We start from the raw sequence: 12,513 nt of genomic DNA, 5'->3' as shown, positions 1-12,513 counted from the left end.
AATGAGAAAAGACTCCTTCCTCTTTTATCTCGGTGTGTTGATTCCCATAATATCCTTAGGTGGAATATTCCTATCTATTTACAAAAACCCATGGTTTTCTCTTACGCAAAATGCACTTAGTGATATGGGCTCAATTCACAATCCCATAGGCTACATCTTTAACAGTATTTTAATAATAACTGGAATCATGGGTGTTATATTTGGAACAGGCACATTTAAAAAGCACCTCACAACACCCCTATTCGCTTTTGGAATGGTGTGTTTGATTTTTGTTGGCATTTTTCCGGAAGAGTATAAACCCCACGCATTTTTTGCGGTTTCCTTCTACATTTTGATTCTATTGGACATGTTTATCGAAGGAATAAACTCCCTCAAAAAAGGAGAGAAAATCGGATTATTCTGGGTATTTTTATCCCCGACAACGTTTATCTCAATCATCTACCTGCTCAAAATTTTTGAAGGAGCTGCAATCCCTGAACTTGTGGGGGCATTTGCAATTTACGCTTGGATCTACTACATAACCTACAGGCTAAGAGGGTGAGAATATGAAAGCTGTGGCACTGTTAAGCTCGGGTATTGACTCACCGATAGCAATTTACTTAATGCTTAAGAAGGGAGTAGAGGTCACTCCAATTCACTTCAAGCAGAGTGAAGTAAACTATAAAAAAGTGCTCCGCATTTGGAAGCGGTTAAAAGAAATCTATCCAGAGCGCCTTAACGATTTGATTGTTGTAGATGTCTATGAATACCAAGCTCCAGTTTTCCAAAAATTAATCGAGCTGAAGAAAGAGAAGTGGACGTGTGTCTTCTGCAAATTCACGATGATTAAGAAAGCTTGCCAAATTGGACACGAATTAAATGCCCACGCAATAATAACCGGTGATTCCCTCGGCCAAGTTGCATCGCAGACGCTCGATAACCTCCTTATAATAAGCTTAGCAAGTGATTTGCCAATTTTAAGACCGCTCATTGGGATGGATAAGATAGAAATAGAGGCAATAGCAAAGGAGATTGGGACATTTGAAATAAGCATAGAAGAGGAAGAGCCATGTAAGTTTGTGCCCAAGTATCCAATAGTCAGAGGGACTTTAGGAGAGTTCAGAAAAATACACAAAATCATCTTCGATGAGAGATAATTTTTTAAGGAGTTGACCTATTTTTATTTCAGTATTCACCCAGGGTGATATATATGGACTGGCAAGGATTTGTAAAAGACTTCAAGGAAATGGCTCTTTATCTAGCCTACAACACCAACGTGGATGCAATTGTTTATCTCAAAGAGGACATGGTTCAAAGGCTCATAGATGAATTTGGGGCTGAAGGAGTTAAAAAGCGAATCGAAGAGTATCCGAGACAGATAGATGAGCCGCTGGACTTTGTTGCACGCTTAGTCCATGCACTAAAAACAGGAAAACCAAACGCAGTGCCAATGTTCAATCAAGAGCTCAACTCATGGTTTGATTCTCATTTTAAATATGATGTCGAGAGAATTGGAGGTCAGGTGGGGATAATAGCCAACCTCCTCGCAAATCTTAACTTTAAGCAGGTTATTGCATATTCACCAATTCTTGGCAAAAAACAGGCAGAAATGTTTGTTGATAGGAATAATCTCCTCTATCCCACTGTTGAGCACGAAATGCTTGCCCTAAAGAAGGCGAGAGAGGCTTATAGAGAAAGTGACCCCGTAAAAGTGAACCGCATTTTTGAGTTTAGAAAGGGTATGAAGTTCAAACTCGGTGGAGACCTCATAGAGGTTCCCCACTCCGGCAGGTTTATAGTTTCATCCCGTCCTGATGAACTTAGAATAGAGACTAAAGATGATATAAGACCTTTCCTCCCAAAAATTGGCGAGATGGTTGATGGGGTTATTCTATCGGGTTATCAGGGGATTAAAAAATTCTATCCTGATGGTAAAACCGCTGATTATTATTTAAACCGTGCTAAAAGAGATATAGAGCTTTTAAAGAGGAACAGAGACGTTAAGGTTCACGTTGAGTTCGCCTCGATCCAAGACAAAGAGCTAAGAAAAAAGGTCGTTAGAGAAATATTTCCCCTAGCAGATAGTGTGGGAATGGACGAAGCAGAGATAGCCCATATTCTAAACGTTATTGGCTACCCAGAGCTCAGTGATAGGATATTCAACTACAACCGCATAGAGGATGTTGTTCTGGGAGGAAAGATAATCCTTGATGAAACAAACTTAGAGATACTTCAAATCCACACCATTTATTACATAATGTACATAACAAGGAGCAGCAACCCGCTGAGTGAAAAAGAACTTCGCTCTTCTCTTGAGCTTGCAACGATACTAGCCGCAACAAGGGCATCTTTGGGAGACGTTAAAAGCCCACAAGACTTAACCGTTGGGCAGAAGGTTCCGTACAACGAGCAAGGAGAGTACGTTAAACTGCGCTTTGAAGAAGCGAGGAGAAGAATAAGAACGAGGGGATATAAAATCGTCATAACACCAACGCGCCTCGTTAAGCAGCCAGTATCAACTGTGGGGCTTGGCGATACAATCTCGGCAGGAGCATTCTCGAGCTACCTAGCACTGCTGAAAAGGAAAGGGGTTTATTAACAAGTTTAACCCCTACAAAAACTTTTATTAATCTTAAGTTATTATCTACTTTTGATGGATAGTATGATAACATTCGACCGGATTATAAATATTTTAGAGCCAATGAATCCTTGGTGGAATGACTCGGAGTGGCATCGTAAGGATCAAGAAATTATAAATTTTAATAATAGCAAAGTTCAATGGCAACCACGCTTAATGTTCCTAATACACAGACGACTTATTGAAAAGGAAAAAACTGGAATAATTACTGTTAGAGGACCAAGAAGATTAGGAAAAACTACCATGATAAAACGTTTAATTCAAATAATGGTAGCTCAAGATGTTAATCCAAGACGTATTGTCTACATTCAATGTGACGATCCACAAATAGATAAGTTATATGAGGAGACGGGAAATGCACTTAAAAGAATAATAATAGAATATACAAATAACTTTAAATCCGATTTGCCTATTTTCTTCTTTTTTGATGAAGCCACATTCTATAAGGGAAATTGGGCTAGAGAAATTAAATCTGCTGCTGATCAAGCATATATAAACAAGAAAGCTTTTATTTATATAACCGGAAGCTCAGCATTAGATTTAGATACCTCAAGGAATTTATTAATTGGAAGACAGGGAGACGTTTTAACTGCACTCCCTAGTGGCTCTGATCAGTTTTTGTACCCTATGAGATTTGTGGAATTTGTTGAAACCGTAAATCCAGACATATTTGGATTTCTAAAAGAGAATTACTTAATGTCATCAAAACGAAAATTTTCCCTTTTCAGATCATTAACGAAGATAAAAGACAACCGATTTACTCTATTGCTAGAAACGATAAATGAAGAATTTGGAGACATACTAGCAACTTTAATTTGGAAATATATCTTAGGAGGAGGTTATGCTAGAAATTTGCATAGTATTTTAGAAAATAACTTTATACCCCTAGAGTTTTATGAAGAAGTTTACACTACAATTATACAGGATGCATATAAACTAGATCTAGAAAGAGAGGTAATTGAAAAAACCCTAGAAATTATATTAACACAACATGAAAATTCCTCTACAATTGAATATCCAAAGTTTTTGCAAAAAATCGCCCAAGATTGCGGAATTAGCAAGCCCAAAGGTAGTATACACCCTATTGAAAAGTACGTGAGATATCTAACAAATTTAAAATTTGCTTTAATTTATTACAAAGTTAACATAGGAAGTAATGTTCCTTCTGTCAAAAAGTCCACAACTGTAAAAACATATCTTAGAGACCCATTTATGTTCCAAGCAATATATTCCAAATTAAACTCGATACCTAACCCATTCAAATACTTTAATTCGTTATTGCAACATGACAAAAGAGAAATTAGTGCTATGATCGAAGGAATAGTAGCTTCCCATATGGCAATATTGCCTTTTTTATTAAATCCCGTCCCTAATTATGATGAAAAAAGATTTAGTGGTATTTATAAAGCCAAAAAAGAAATAGACTTTGTATCTTGGACACGTTCTATTAAAGATAATACCCCTCTAATAATCCCCGTTGAAGTTAAATACAGAAACAAGATTAGAGGAGATGATTTGGAAAATGCTCTTGAGTTCTCTAAAAAATTAACCAGAAGAGTATTAATAGCCACGAAGAAAGATTTCAAAATTGACGACAACGTTATATTACTTCCCGTTCCTATCCTTCTTTTGCTTATTTAGTTCCTCTATTTTATTCCTCAAAAAGCCTCTCCACGAGCTTTGCCTTCTCTTGTGCCTTTCTCAAGTGCTCAACAGTTACCCTAGTATAGATTTGAGTTGTTGAAAGGGAAGAGTGTCCCAAAAACTCCTGAATTGCCCTAATGTCAACGCCGTTTTCGAGCATATGGGTGGCAAAACTGTGGCGGAGCATGTGAGGAGTAACTTTAACGCCCGATTTTTCCCCGTATTTTCTGAGGAGGTACCATACAGTTTTGGGCGAGATTTTATCTTTTGCTTTCCTCCTATCCTCAACGAAGAGGTATTCACTCTCATCATCACGCGTTGAGAGATAGCGTTTAATCTCCTCAACCACAGGCTTTGGAATTGGAACAATTCTATCCTTAGCACCCTTACCTCCCCTAACAACCAAGAGTGAGCGCTCAAAATCAATATCTTTAACTTTCAGATTGCAGAGCTCACTAACGCGAAGACCGCTCGTATAAAGAAGAAAAACTACCAGTCTATCCCTCATCCTCGTTGGAGGGATCGCTTCCAGAAGCCTCCTAACTTCATCTTGCTTTAAGCTTTTAGGTAAGCTTTTCGGAACTTTCGGCGATTTTAATCGCTCCGCTTCCTCATCAAGTCCCTCAAATCGGAAGTATGCCTTTAACGCCTGAACAACTAAGTGAAGGCTTTTGTTGGAGTATCCAGACTTTCTAAGCTTAGCAAGAAAGCGAAGGGCAGAGCGGGCTGTCAAGTCATACCCTTCACCTAAAAAGCGTTCCACATAGTAAGAGTACATCCTAACCGTATGCTGGCTCTTTCCCTCAAGTTCGAGATACATTTTAAACTCTTCTATCTCGCTCATCACGATCACTCAGAAAAATTAAAGGGACTAAAGCTCTTTTGGCTCTTCAAGTTCAACTACAAGCTCATCTTTAGCTTCCACGGGTTCTTTTGGCTCTTCCTTCTCTTTGTACTCCTCAAGGAGTGAGAGGCTCAAGTATACTGTCTTCAAAAGCTCCTCCACCATCTCTGAATTTTCTGCATAAATGTATCCCTGACCTACTATGACTTTGCCTTGAAGGTTAAGCTTCTCAACAGCCGTTGCTAGGTATTTTTCTTCTGGCACAGGAATATCAAACATCTCTTTCCAAACATGCTCTATTCTGTAAACCTTCTCGGCCTTCTTCTTTAAGAGAGTGTTTAAGTTTTCATTCTCTGTCTTTAACTTGTGATACTCATCATAGAGCTCTTGATATCTCTTTTGGAGCTCTTCTAACTGCCTCACCAAGTTCTCCTTATCTTGTAAAATTGCATCGCATCTTCCTTTTAAGTCCAAAAGCTCGTTTCTTAAAGCTATGTATTCTGGAAGGACTTGTAAGCTCTTAAGACCAGCTCTAATCAAAGCACTCTTTAACTCTTTTTTCACAAGTTCAGTATCCACATGCTCCAAGTCGTGGCCTAGTGGAATCTTCATTCTTTCAATGCGACCAACTAAACCTTCCAACTCCGTGAAAAATCTTTCAGCAAGTTCCCTACCAACCCTATCTGCATCCGTTGCTATTATGAGCAAATCCGCCCCTGCCACTGCGCTTTTTGCTATCTCCAAGTTCGTAGTTGGTATTATAGCAGATACAGTTATGTTGTACTCGCTCCCAAGCGCTAAGCTTTGCAAAGCTTTGCTCACAACTTCAACGTCGCTCGCTCCTTCAACCAAAATTCTAACATCAACTATGGTCATTCCCAACACCTCTTTAAAACAACAGCAATGAAGGGTGTTACCCCTACTAATGCAACAACTTAGAGCTTTAAAAACTCTCCCATAGGCTCCAAATAAAGTTTAAAAATAGAGGCTTATTGGACAAAATATCCAACGTAAAGAAGAGCCTTTAGTTTTGACAATCTTTAAATACTCTTTTATGCTAATAAAAGGCGGTGGTGAACATGGTAGAGCGCTCAAAAGTTAGAGTTCTCATTGCTAAACCAGGTTTGGACGGTCATGATAGAGGCGCCAAAGTGATTGCGAGGGCTTTTAGAGATGCCGGGTTTGAGGTCATCTACACTGGAATCAGACAGACACCAGAACAAATCGTCGAGAGCGTTATCCAAGAAGATGTGGATGTTTTAGGGTTGAGCATTCTCTCAGGCGCTCATATGGTTTTGATCCCAAAGATATTGAAGTTGTTGGAGGAAAATGAGTTAAAAATTAATGAAGATGTTTTAGTGATTGCTGGAGGGATCATTCCACCGGACGATGCTCAAGAGCTCGAAAAGATGGGAGTTGCCAAAGTTTTCGGTCCAGGAAGTCCGATAGAAGAGATAATTAAGTTTGTTGACGAGAGCGTTGAAAAGCTTAAGAAATTCAGGTCTTGATTTCTTTTCCATTAACTTCTTAAAGATGGACAATATATCCAAGTTGTGATGGGTATGATAGACGAGCTAATTGATAGACTACTCAAAGGGGACAAAAGAGCCGCAGCGAGATTAATCACGCTCGTTGAGAATGATGAAGAAAAAGCAAAAGAGATAATTAAAAAAATATACAAATTTACAGGAAACGCTTATGTAGTGGGAATAACCGGCCCTCCCGGTGCTGGAAAGTCAACTCTCCTCGATAAGCTCATTAAAGAGGTAAGAAAGGAAGGGAAGGTAGTTGGTGTTGTAGCAATCGATCCTACCTCTCCATTCACTGGAGGAGCTCTTTTGGGAGATAGGATTAGAATGCAAAAGCACTCCACGGACCCTGGAGTCTTCATAAGGAGCATGGCCACGAGGGGCTCTCTGGGAGGATTAGCAAAAGCAACCAACGATGCCATAAAAGTCCTCGATGCATACGGATGCGACGTTATATTCGTTGAAACCGTTGGTGTCGGACAAATAGAGGTGGATATCGTTAAAACCGCAGATACTGTAGTTTTAATCACTGTTCCAGGGCTTGGCGATGATATACAAGCAATAAAAGCGGGCTTAATGGAGATAGCAGACATATTTGTAGTTAACAAAGGGGATAAAGAAGATGCCGATAGAACGCTTTTTGAGCTTGAGCTAATGCTCGACTTAGAAAAAGAAAAGTGGAAGCAGAGAGGATGGAGGCCACCAATAATTAAAACCGTTGCCTTAACAAACAAAGGGATAAGCGAGCTTTGGAGGGCGATAATGGAGCACAAAGCATTCTTAGATGAGAGCGGCAAAATAAAGGAGAAGAGGCGCTTCAAGGCAGAGGAGGAAGTAAAAACAATCATATCTGACTTTATCACGAGCAAAGTTGGTAAGAAACTTAGGGATAATGAGGTTTATGAGCTAATTGGAAAGATTGCGGAGAGGGAAATTGACCCCTATTCCGCGGCGGAGGTAATTATGGAGAAAACTTTGGGGGTGAAGGCATGATAAAGAAGGTTGACCATATAGGAATTGCTGTTAAAAATTTGGACGAAGCTATTAAAGTTTGGGAAAGCTTGGGCTTGAAGGTTGAGGAAATTGAAGAGGTCAAAGACCAAAAGGTTAGAACTGCTATATTCCACGTTGGGGAGAGCAGGATTGAACTCTTGGAAGGAACAAGCGAAGACTCACCAATTTCAAAGTTCATAGCTAAGAGGGGAGAAGGCATACACCACATAGCCCTCGGTGTGGACAACATTGAGGAACACTTGAAGAAGCTCGAAGAACAAGGGTTTAGGCTCATAGACAAAGAGCCAAGAATGGGAGCTGGTGGAGCAAAGATTGCATTCGTACACCCAAAGAGCGTTAGCGGTGTTTTATTGGAACTTTGCCAAAGAGATTAAATCATAACATAGTTTGAACTTTTATTAATTTTTTAAAAAAGTTGTAAAACGTCAGCCATACGTTTTATTAATTACCATATTGTCAAAGAAAAATTTATAAACAATAACAACATAAGTTGTCATGGCAATCTGTAGAGTGTGGGGATTGTTATGCTTAACATGTTCAAGAGTAACAGAAATCAGAAACGCGACTCAAATTTGAACTGCAAAGTAATCCATTACTCTGAACTCAGTGAAATTTTAAGTATATTTAGCGAAGAGGAGAAGATAATGATAACACGAGAGCCCCCAAAAGAAGAAACAAACACCATCTACTTCTGGTTGAGCAAAGTGGAACACCCAAATGCAATTTCACCTACAAAACTATACATATTGGAAGAAGCTGTAAGGGCTGCTTTAAAAGATAATAAAGGCAAAGTGATAATCTTTGATGCTTTTGAATATATAAAAGTTGAGAACGGGACAACAGCAGCTCTAAGATTTGTTGGAAAACTGAGGGATATGGCTCTTCTTTCCAATTCCAAGTTTGTGATTTCTGTTAGTGATGCACTGGACGAGAGGGAAAAAGCATTTCTAAAAAGGATTATCGACGAATAAATGTTAAAATAACTTTTGGTGACTTTTATTGTGCACTGGTGCACCTAAGCAAACACAAAAAATTTATAAATGATTAGCTATTTTAATAACTATTGGTAACCAAAATATGTGGGAGGTGAGAGTATGAGGAGGAGAAGGTGGGATGTATGGGACCCCTTTGACATAATGAGAGAGATTCAAGAGGAAATCGACGAAATGTTTGAGGACATATTCAGGGGTCCAAGATTGTGGGGCTACAGAAGAAGATATGAGCCCTTTGAAGTGAGAGAAGAGTTTGAAGGAGTATGGAGAGAGCCATTCGTTGACATATTCGACACAGGTAGTGAGATAGTCATAACAGCTGAGCTCCCAGGAGTCGATAAGAAAGACATCAAAGTCAAGGTTAAGGATGATACTGTTTACATAGAGGCTCAAGTTAAGAGGGAGAAGGAGCTTGAAAAAGAGGGCGCTGTGAGAGTTGAACGCTATTACAGCGGCTATAGAAGAGTGATAAGGCTCCCAGCCGAAGTGATTCCAAATAAAGCCAAGGCCAAATACAACAACGGCGTCCTTGAGATTAGAATTCCAAAGAAAGAACCAGTAAAAAGAGAGGAAGGCTACGACGTTAAAATTGAGTGAAGCTGTGCTTTCTTTTCTTTTTGGCATAGATAAAATCAGATCCCTCACAATCATCCATTTAAGAAAAATTTGAGGTGATGTGTTATGGTTGAGAAAAGGGAGATTAAGCTTAAGGTTGCTTCCGCTTACCAGAGAGATGTTGGAAGAGGAATCGTTAGGGTAGATAGGAAAACAATGAGGGAGCTTGGAATCCAAGCTGGGGATATCATAGAGATCATTGGTACGAAAAACACGGCTGCAATTGTTTGGCCAGCTTATCCTGAAGACGAGGGAGTATCAATCATTAGAATGGACGGTACCTTGAGGAAGAACGCTGGCGTTGGATTGGGAGATGAGGTAACCGTCAAAAAAGCGGATGTAAAAGAGGCAAGGAAGATAGTGGTGGCTCCAACAGAGCCAATAATGTTCGGAGGGGACTTTGTAGAGTGGCTCCATTCAAGGTTGGTAGGGCGGCCAGTTGTTAAGGGAGATTATATCAAGGTAGGCGTTTTAGGACAAGAGCTCACCTTCGTTGTAACTGCCACTCAACCAAGTGGAATAGTCCAAATCACAGGGTACACAGACTTCCAAATCTCAGAAAAGCCCGTCAAAGAGGTTGAGAAAACAGCAGCCATTGGAGTTACATATGAAGACATAGGTGGTCTAAAGGACGTTATTCAAAAAGTTAGGGAAATGATAGAGCTTCCACTAAAGCATCCAGAGCTCTTTGAGAAGCTAGGCATTGAGCCGCCTAAGGGCGTGCTTCTCTATGGTCCACCGGGAACGGGTAAGACTTTGCTAGCCAAAGCCGTTGCAAACGAAGCCAACGCACACTTCCTCTCAATAAACGGCCCCGAGATAATGAGCAAGTACTATGGCGAGAGTGAGGAGAGGCTTAGAGAGGTCTTTAAGGAGGCTGAAGAGAATGCACCGAGCATTATATTCATTGACGAGATTGATGCTATCGCGCCAAAGAGAGAAGAAACCCATGGCGAAGTAGAAAAGCGCGTGGTTTCCCAATTGTTAACATTAATGGATGGACTAAAATCAAGGGGCAAAGTCATTGTAATAGGCGCAACCAACAGACCAGACGCGATAGACCCCGCTTTGAGGAGGCCTGGAAGGTTCGATAGGGAGCTTGAGGTAGGAGTTCCTGACAAGCAGGGGCGCAAAGAGATCCTCCAAATCCACACAAGAGGAATGCCAATTGAACCTGAATTCAGGAAGGGCGACGTGATGAAGATTTTAGAGACCCTCAAGGGAGATGAGAGGTTTGCACATGTTGCAAACAAAGCCCTCAAAGAAGTTGAAAAAGCCAAAGATGAGCGCGAGATTAAGTCTCTCCTAAAGGCTCTCGACGACAAGCTCTACGATGAAGTAAAGCACCGCCTAATAGATGTCCTCCTTGAGGAGCTTGCGGAGAAGACGCATGGTTTTGTAGGGGCTGACTTAGCTGCCCTAGCGAGAGAAGCAGCAATGGCATCACTTAGAAGGCTCATAAAGGACAAGAAGATTGACTTTGAGGCAGAGACAATTCCAAAGGAAGTCCTTGAAGAGCTCAAGGTGACGAGGAAGGACTTCTATGAAGCGCTAAAGATGGTAGAGCCATCAGCACTTAGAGAAGTCCTCTTAGAGGTTCCAAACATTCGCTGGGAGGACATTGGTGGCCTTGAAAAAGTCAAGGAGCAACTAAGGGAAGCCGTTGAGTGGCCCCTCAAGTACCCAGAGGCATTCCTCGGACTTGGAATAACGCCACCAAAGGGCATCCTCCTCTATGGACCACCAGGAACAGGTAAGACCCTATTAGCTAAGGCTGTCGCTACCGAGAGCGAAGCTAATTTCATAGGTATTAGAGGACCTGAAGTCTTAAGCAAATGGGTTGGCGAGAGCGAGAAGAACATAAGAGAAATCTTTAGGAAAGCGAGGCAGGCAGCTCCAACAGTGGTGTTCATAGATGAGATTGATGCAATCGCGCCGGTTAGGGGAAGCGACGTCAACAGAGTGACCGACCGCTTGATTAACCAGCTCCTGACGGAGATGGATGGCATTGAGGAGAACAGCGGTGTTGTGATAATTGCAGCGACGAACAGGCCTGACATCCTTGACCCAGCACTCTTGAGGCCCGGCAGGTTTGACCGCTTAATACTCGTACCAGCCCCTGACGAGAAGGCAAGGCTTGAGATACTAAAAGTCCACACTAGACGGATGCCACTCGCGGAGGACGTCAGCTTGGAAGAGCTTGCGAAGAAAACAGATGGTTACACAGGTGCGGATATAGCCGCCGTTGTTAGAGAAGCCGCAATGACGGCAATGAGAAGGGCAATCCAAGATGGATTAATAAAGCCAGGAACTAAGCTCGACGAAGTTAGGAGCAAGGTCAAAGTTACGATGAAAGACTTCGAGGAAGCATTAAGCAGAATAGGACCGAGCGTTGACAGAGAGACCATGGAGTACTACAGGAAGATCGAGGAGAAGCTTAAGAAAGGTGGAAGGGCCAAGATGAGAGCGTGATGCCCTTACATCTTCTTTTCATTTTCAAAAACTTTTTTAACTAAGCTGCCGATTTTTGTTAGGTGTACCTAATGAGCAAGCTCGTTTTAGTGAGGCACGGTGAGAGCCTCTGGAATAAGCTCAATATCTTCACGGGATGGGTTGATGTTCCCTTAAGTGAGCGAGGAGTTAAAGAGGCCCTTGAAGCTGGAGAGCTCTTAAAAGACTACAAGTTTGATGTCATCTTCACCTCTGAGCTCGTAAGAGCAATTCAAACGGTGATGCTCATAATGAGCAAGAACAGCTCAGGAGTTCCAAGAATAATCCATGATGAAGGACGAATGAAAAAATGGGGCGAGGTTTATGGGGAACATGGCAAAAACTACATACCAGTTTACAAAGCTTGGCAGCTTAACGAGCGCTACTACGGGAAACTCCAAGGCTGGAATAAGAACTATGCTAGAGAGGTTTATGGAGAGGAGCAAGTCCTTCTCTGGCGCAGGAGCTATGATATTGCACCTCCAGGAGGCGAGAGCTTAAAAGATACTGCCGAAAGGACGATTCCTTATTTTAGAGGAAAAATAATTCCAGAGCTTGAAAAGGGAAAGAACGTCCTAGTTAGTGCACACGGCAACAGTTTACGCTCCATAGTGATGCATATCGAAGGTCTAACTAAAGAGCAGGTTCTAAAGCTCAACATCCCCACGGGTGTTCCTTTGATCTATGAGTACAGAGAAGGCAAACTTGAGAGAATTGGCTACTTAACGAGAAAGGGTTTTGACACTGACCTGCACATAGATTAAAAGA

Annotated in this window: 13 protein-coding genes; 11 read left to right on the top strand and 2 right to left on the bottom strand. The window is 41.3% G+C overall.

All coding sequences use genetic code 11. From position 1 onward, the window contains the following. Nucleotide 1 precedes the first annotated feature (1 nt). The 4 genes from PAP_RS04830 to PAP_RS04815 are packed head-to-tail and all read left to right on the top strand — an operon-like array spanning nt 2 to nt 4,258. Complete coding sequence (locus tag PAP_RS04830; RefSeq protein WP_048164949.1) at nt 2-541, top strand: DUF998 domain-containing protein; 540 nt, start codon at nt 2-4, stop codon at nt 539-541. A gap of 4 nt (nt 542-545) precedes the next feature. Continuing rightward, on the top strand, nt 546-1,136 hold the full coding sequence (locus tag PAP_RS04825; RefSeq protein ID WP_048164948.1) for an adenine nucleotide alpha hydrolase family protein: 591 nt from the start codon (nt 546-548) through the stop codon (nt 1,134-1,136). Between the two features lie 53 nt (nt 1,137-1,189). Then, nucleotides 1,190-2,578: an ADP-specific phosphofructokinase gene (gene pfkC, locus PAP_RS04820; protein ID WP_048164947.1), complete on the top strand. Its 1,389-nt coding sequence runs from the start codon at nt 1,190-1,192 to the stop codon at nt 2,576-2,578. A gap of 54 nt (nt 2,579-2,632) precedes the next feature. Further along, on the top strand, nt 2,633-4,258 hold the full coding sequence (locus PAP_RS04815) for an ATP-binding protein (RefSeq protein WP_084177535.1): 1,626 nt from the start codon (nt 2,633-2,635) through the stop codon (nt 4,256-4,258). Nucleotides 4,259-4,268: 10 nt separating this feature from the next. On the opposite strand, the gene xerA is transcribed toward PAP_RS04815, so the two are convergent. Together xerA and PAP_RS04805 are read right to left on the bottom strand one after the other, a co-directional pair. Then, nucleotides 4,269-5,105 carry a site-specific tyrosine recombinase/integron integrase gene (xerA, locus tag PAP_RS04810; RefSeq protein WP_048164945.1) on the bottom strand — a complete coding sequence of 279 codons (837 nt, stop codon included), beginning with the start codon at nt 5,103-5,105 and terminating at the stop codon, nt 4,269-4,271. 27 nt (nt 5,106-5,132) lie between these two features. Then, a complete protein-coding gene (locus PAP_RS04805) occupies nt 5,133-5,981 on the bottom strand; it encodes a toprim domain-containing protein (protein ID WP_048164944.1) in 849 nt (282 codons plus the stop codon). 203 nt (nt 5,982-6,184) lie between these two features. On the opposite strand from PAP_RS04805, the gene PAP_RS04800 reads away from it, so the two are divergent. The 7 genes from PAP_RS04800 (at nt 6,185) to PAP_RS04770 (ending at nt 12,509) form a co-directional block, all read left to right on the top strand. Beyond that, nucleotides 6,185-6,613, top strand: a complete 429-nt coding sequence (locus tag PAP_RS04800; protein WP_048164943.1) for a cobalamin B12-binding domain-containing protein — start codon at nt 6,185-6,187, stop codon at nt 6,611-6,613. A 54-nt stretch (nt 6,614-6,667) separates the two neighbouring features. Beyond that, nucleotides 6,668-7,627: a methylmalonyl Co-A mutase-associated GTPase MeaB gene (gene meaB, locus PAP_RS04795; RefSeq protein ID WP_048164942.1), complete on the top strand. Its 960-nt coding sequence runs from the start codon at nt 6,668-6,670 to the stop codon at nt 7,625-7,627. Continuing rightward, on the top strand, nt 7,624-8,022 hold the full coding sequence (gene mce / locus PAP_RS04790) for a methylmalonyl-CoA epimerase (RefSeq protein WP_048164941.1): 399 nt from the start codon (nt 7,624-7,626) through the stop codon (nt 8,020-8,022). Before meaB ends, mce begins: the two co-directional genes overlap by 4 nt. Nucleotides 8,023-8,172: 150 nt before the next feature. Continuing rightward, the gene (locus tag PAP_RS04785) at nt 8,173-8,619 is read left to right on the top strand and encodes a DUF835 domain-containing protein (protein ID WP_052649076.1); all 447 of its coding nucleotides are present in this window, start codon (nt 8,173-8,175) and stop codon (nt 8,617-8,619) included. A 123-nt stretch (nt 8,620-8,742) separates the two neighbouring features. Further along, entirely contained in the window at nt 8,743-9,237 is a 495-nt protein-coding gene (locus PAP_RS04780; protein WP_048164940.1) for an Hsp20/alpha crystallin family protein, read from the top strand. 84 nt (nt 9,238-9,321) lie between these two features. Further along, nucleotides 9,322-11,727 (top strand): CDC48 family AAA ATPase, encoded by a 2,406-nt coding sequence (locus PAP_RS04775; RefSeq protein WP_048164939.1) that lies wholly within the window; start codon nt 9,322-9,324, stop codon nt 11,725-11,727. Nucleotides 11,728-11,798: 71 nt separating this feature from the next. Next, on the top strand, nt 11,799-12,509 hold the full coding sequence (locus tag PAP_RS04770; RefSeq protein WP_048164938.1) for a 2,3-bisphosphoglycerate-dependent phosphoglycerate mutase: 711 nt from the start codon (nt 11,799-11,801) through the stop codon (nt 12,507-12,509). Nucleotides 12,510-12,513 lie beyond the last annotated feature (4 nt).

The sequence above is a fragment of the Palaeococcus pacificus DY20341 genome (assembly GCF_000725425.1).
GTDB lineage: Archaea > Methanobacteriota_B > Thermococci > Thermococcales > Thermococcaceae > Palaeococcus > Palaeococcus pacificus.
This window is presented reverse-complemented; position numbering and strand designations above follow the sequence as displayed.

Bases quoted from the DNA above. Each gene is read 5' to 3' on its own strand.
- PAP_RS04815 (WP_084177535.1), top strand. From the start codon at position 2,633: ATGGATAGTATGATAACATTCGACCGGATTATAAATATTTTAGAGCCA.
- PAP_RS04780 (WP_048164940.1), top strand. From the start codon at position 8,743: ATGAGGAGGAGAAGGTGGGATGTATGGGACCCCTTTGACATAATGAGA.
- PAP_RS04805 (WP_048164944.1), bottom strand. From the start codon at position 5,981: ATGACCATAGTTGATGTTAGAATTTTGGTTGAAGGAGCGAGCGACGTT.
- PAP_RS04785 (WP_052649076.1), top strand. From the start codon at position 8,173: ATGCTTAACATGTTCAAGAGTAACAGAAATCAGAAACGCGACTCAAAT.
- xerA (WP_048164945.1), bottom strand. From the start codon at position 5,105: ATGAGCGAGATAGAAGAGTTTAAAATGTATCTCGAACTTGAGGGAAAG.
- meaB (WP_048164942.1), top strand. From the start codon at position 6,668: ATGATAGACGAGCTAATTGATAGACTACTCAAAGGGGACAAAAGAGCC.
- PAP_RS04770 (WP_048164938.1), top strand. From the start codon at position 11,799: ATGAGCAAGCTCGTTTTAGTGAGGCACGGTGAGAGCCTCTGGAATAAG.
- pfkC (WP_048164947.1), top strand. From the start codon at position 1,190: ATGGACTGGCAAGGATTTGTAAAAGACTTCAAGGAAATGGCTCTTTAT.
- PAP_RS04800 (WP_048164943.1), top strand. From the start codon at position 6,185: ATGGTAGAGCGCTCAAAAGTTAGAGTTCTCATTGCTAAACCAGGTTTG.
- PAP_RS04775 (WP_048164939.1), top strand. From the start codon at position 9,322: ATGGTTGAGAAAAGGGAGATTAAGCTTAAGGTTGCTTCCGCTTACCAG.
- PAP_RS04825 (WP_048164948.1), top strand. From the start codon at position 546: ATGAAAGCTGTGGCACTGTTAAGCTCGGGTATTGACTCACCGATAGCA.
- mce (WP_048164941.1), top strand. From the start codon at position 7,624: ATGATAAAGAAGGTTGACCATATAGGAATTGCTGTTAAAAATTTGGAC.
- PAP_RS04830 (WP_048164949.1), top strand. From the start codon at position 2: ATGAGAAAAGACTCCTTCCTCTTTTATCTCGGTGTGTTGATTCCCATA.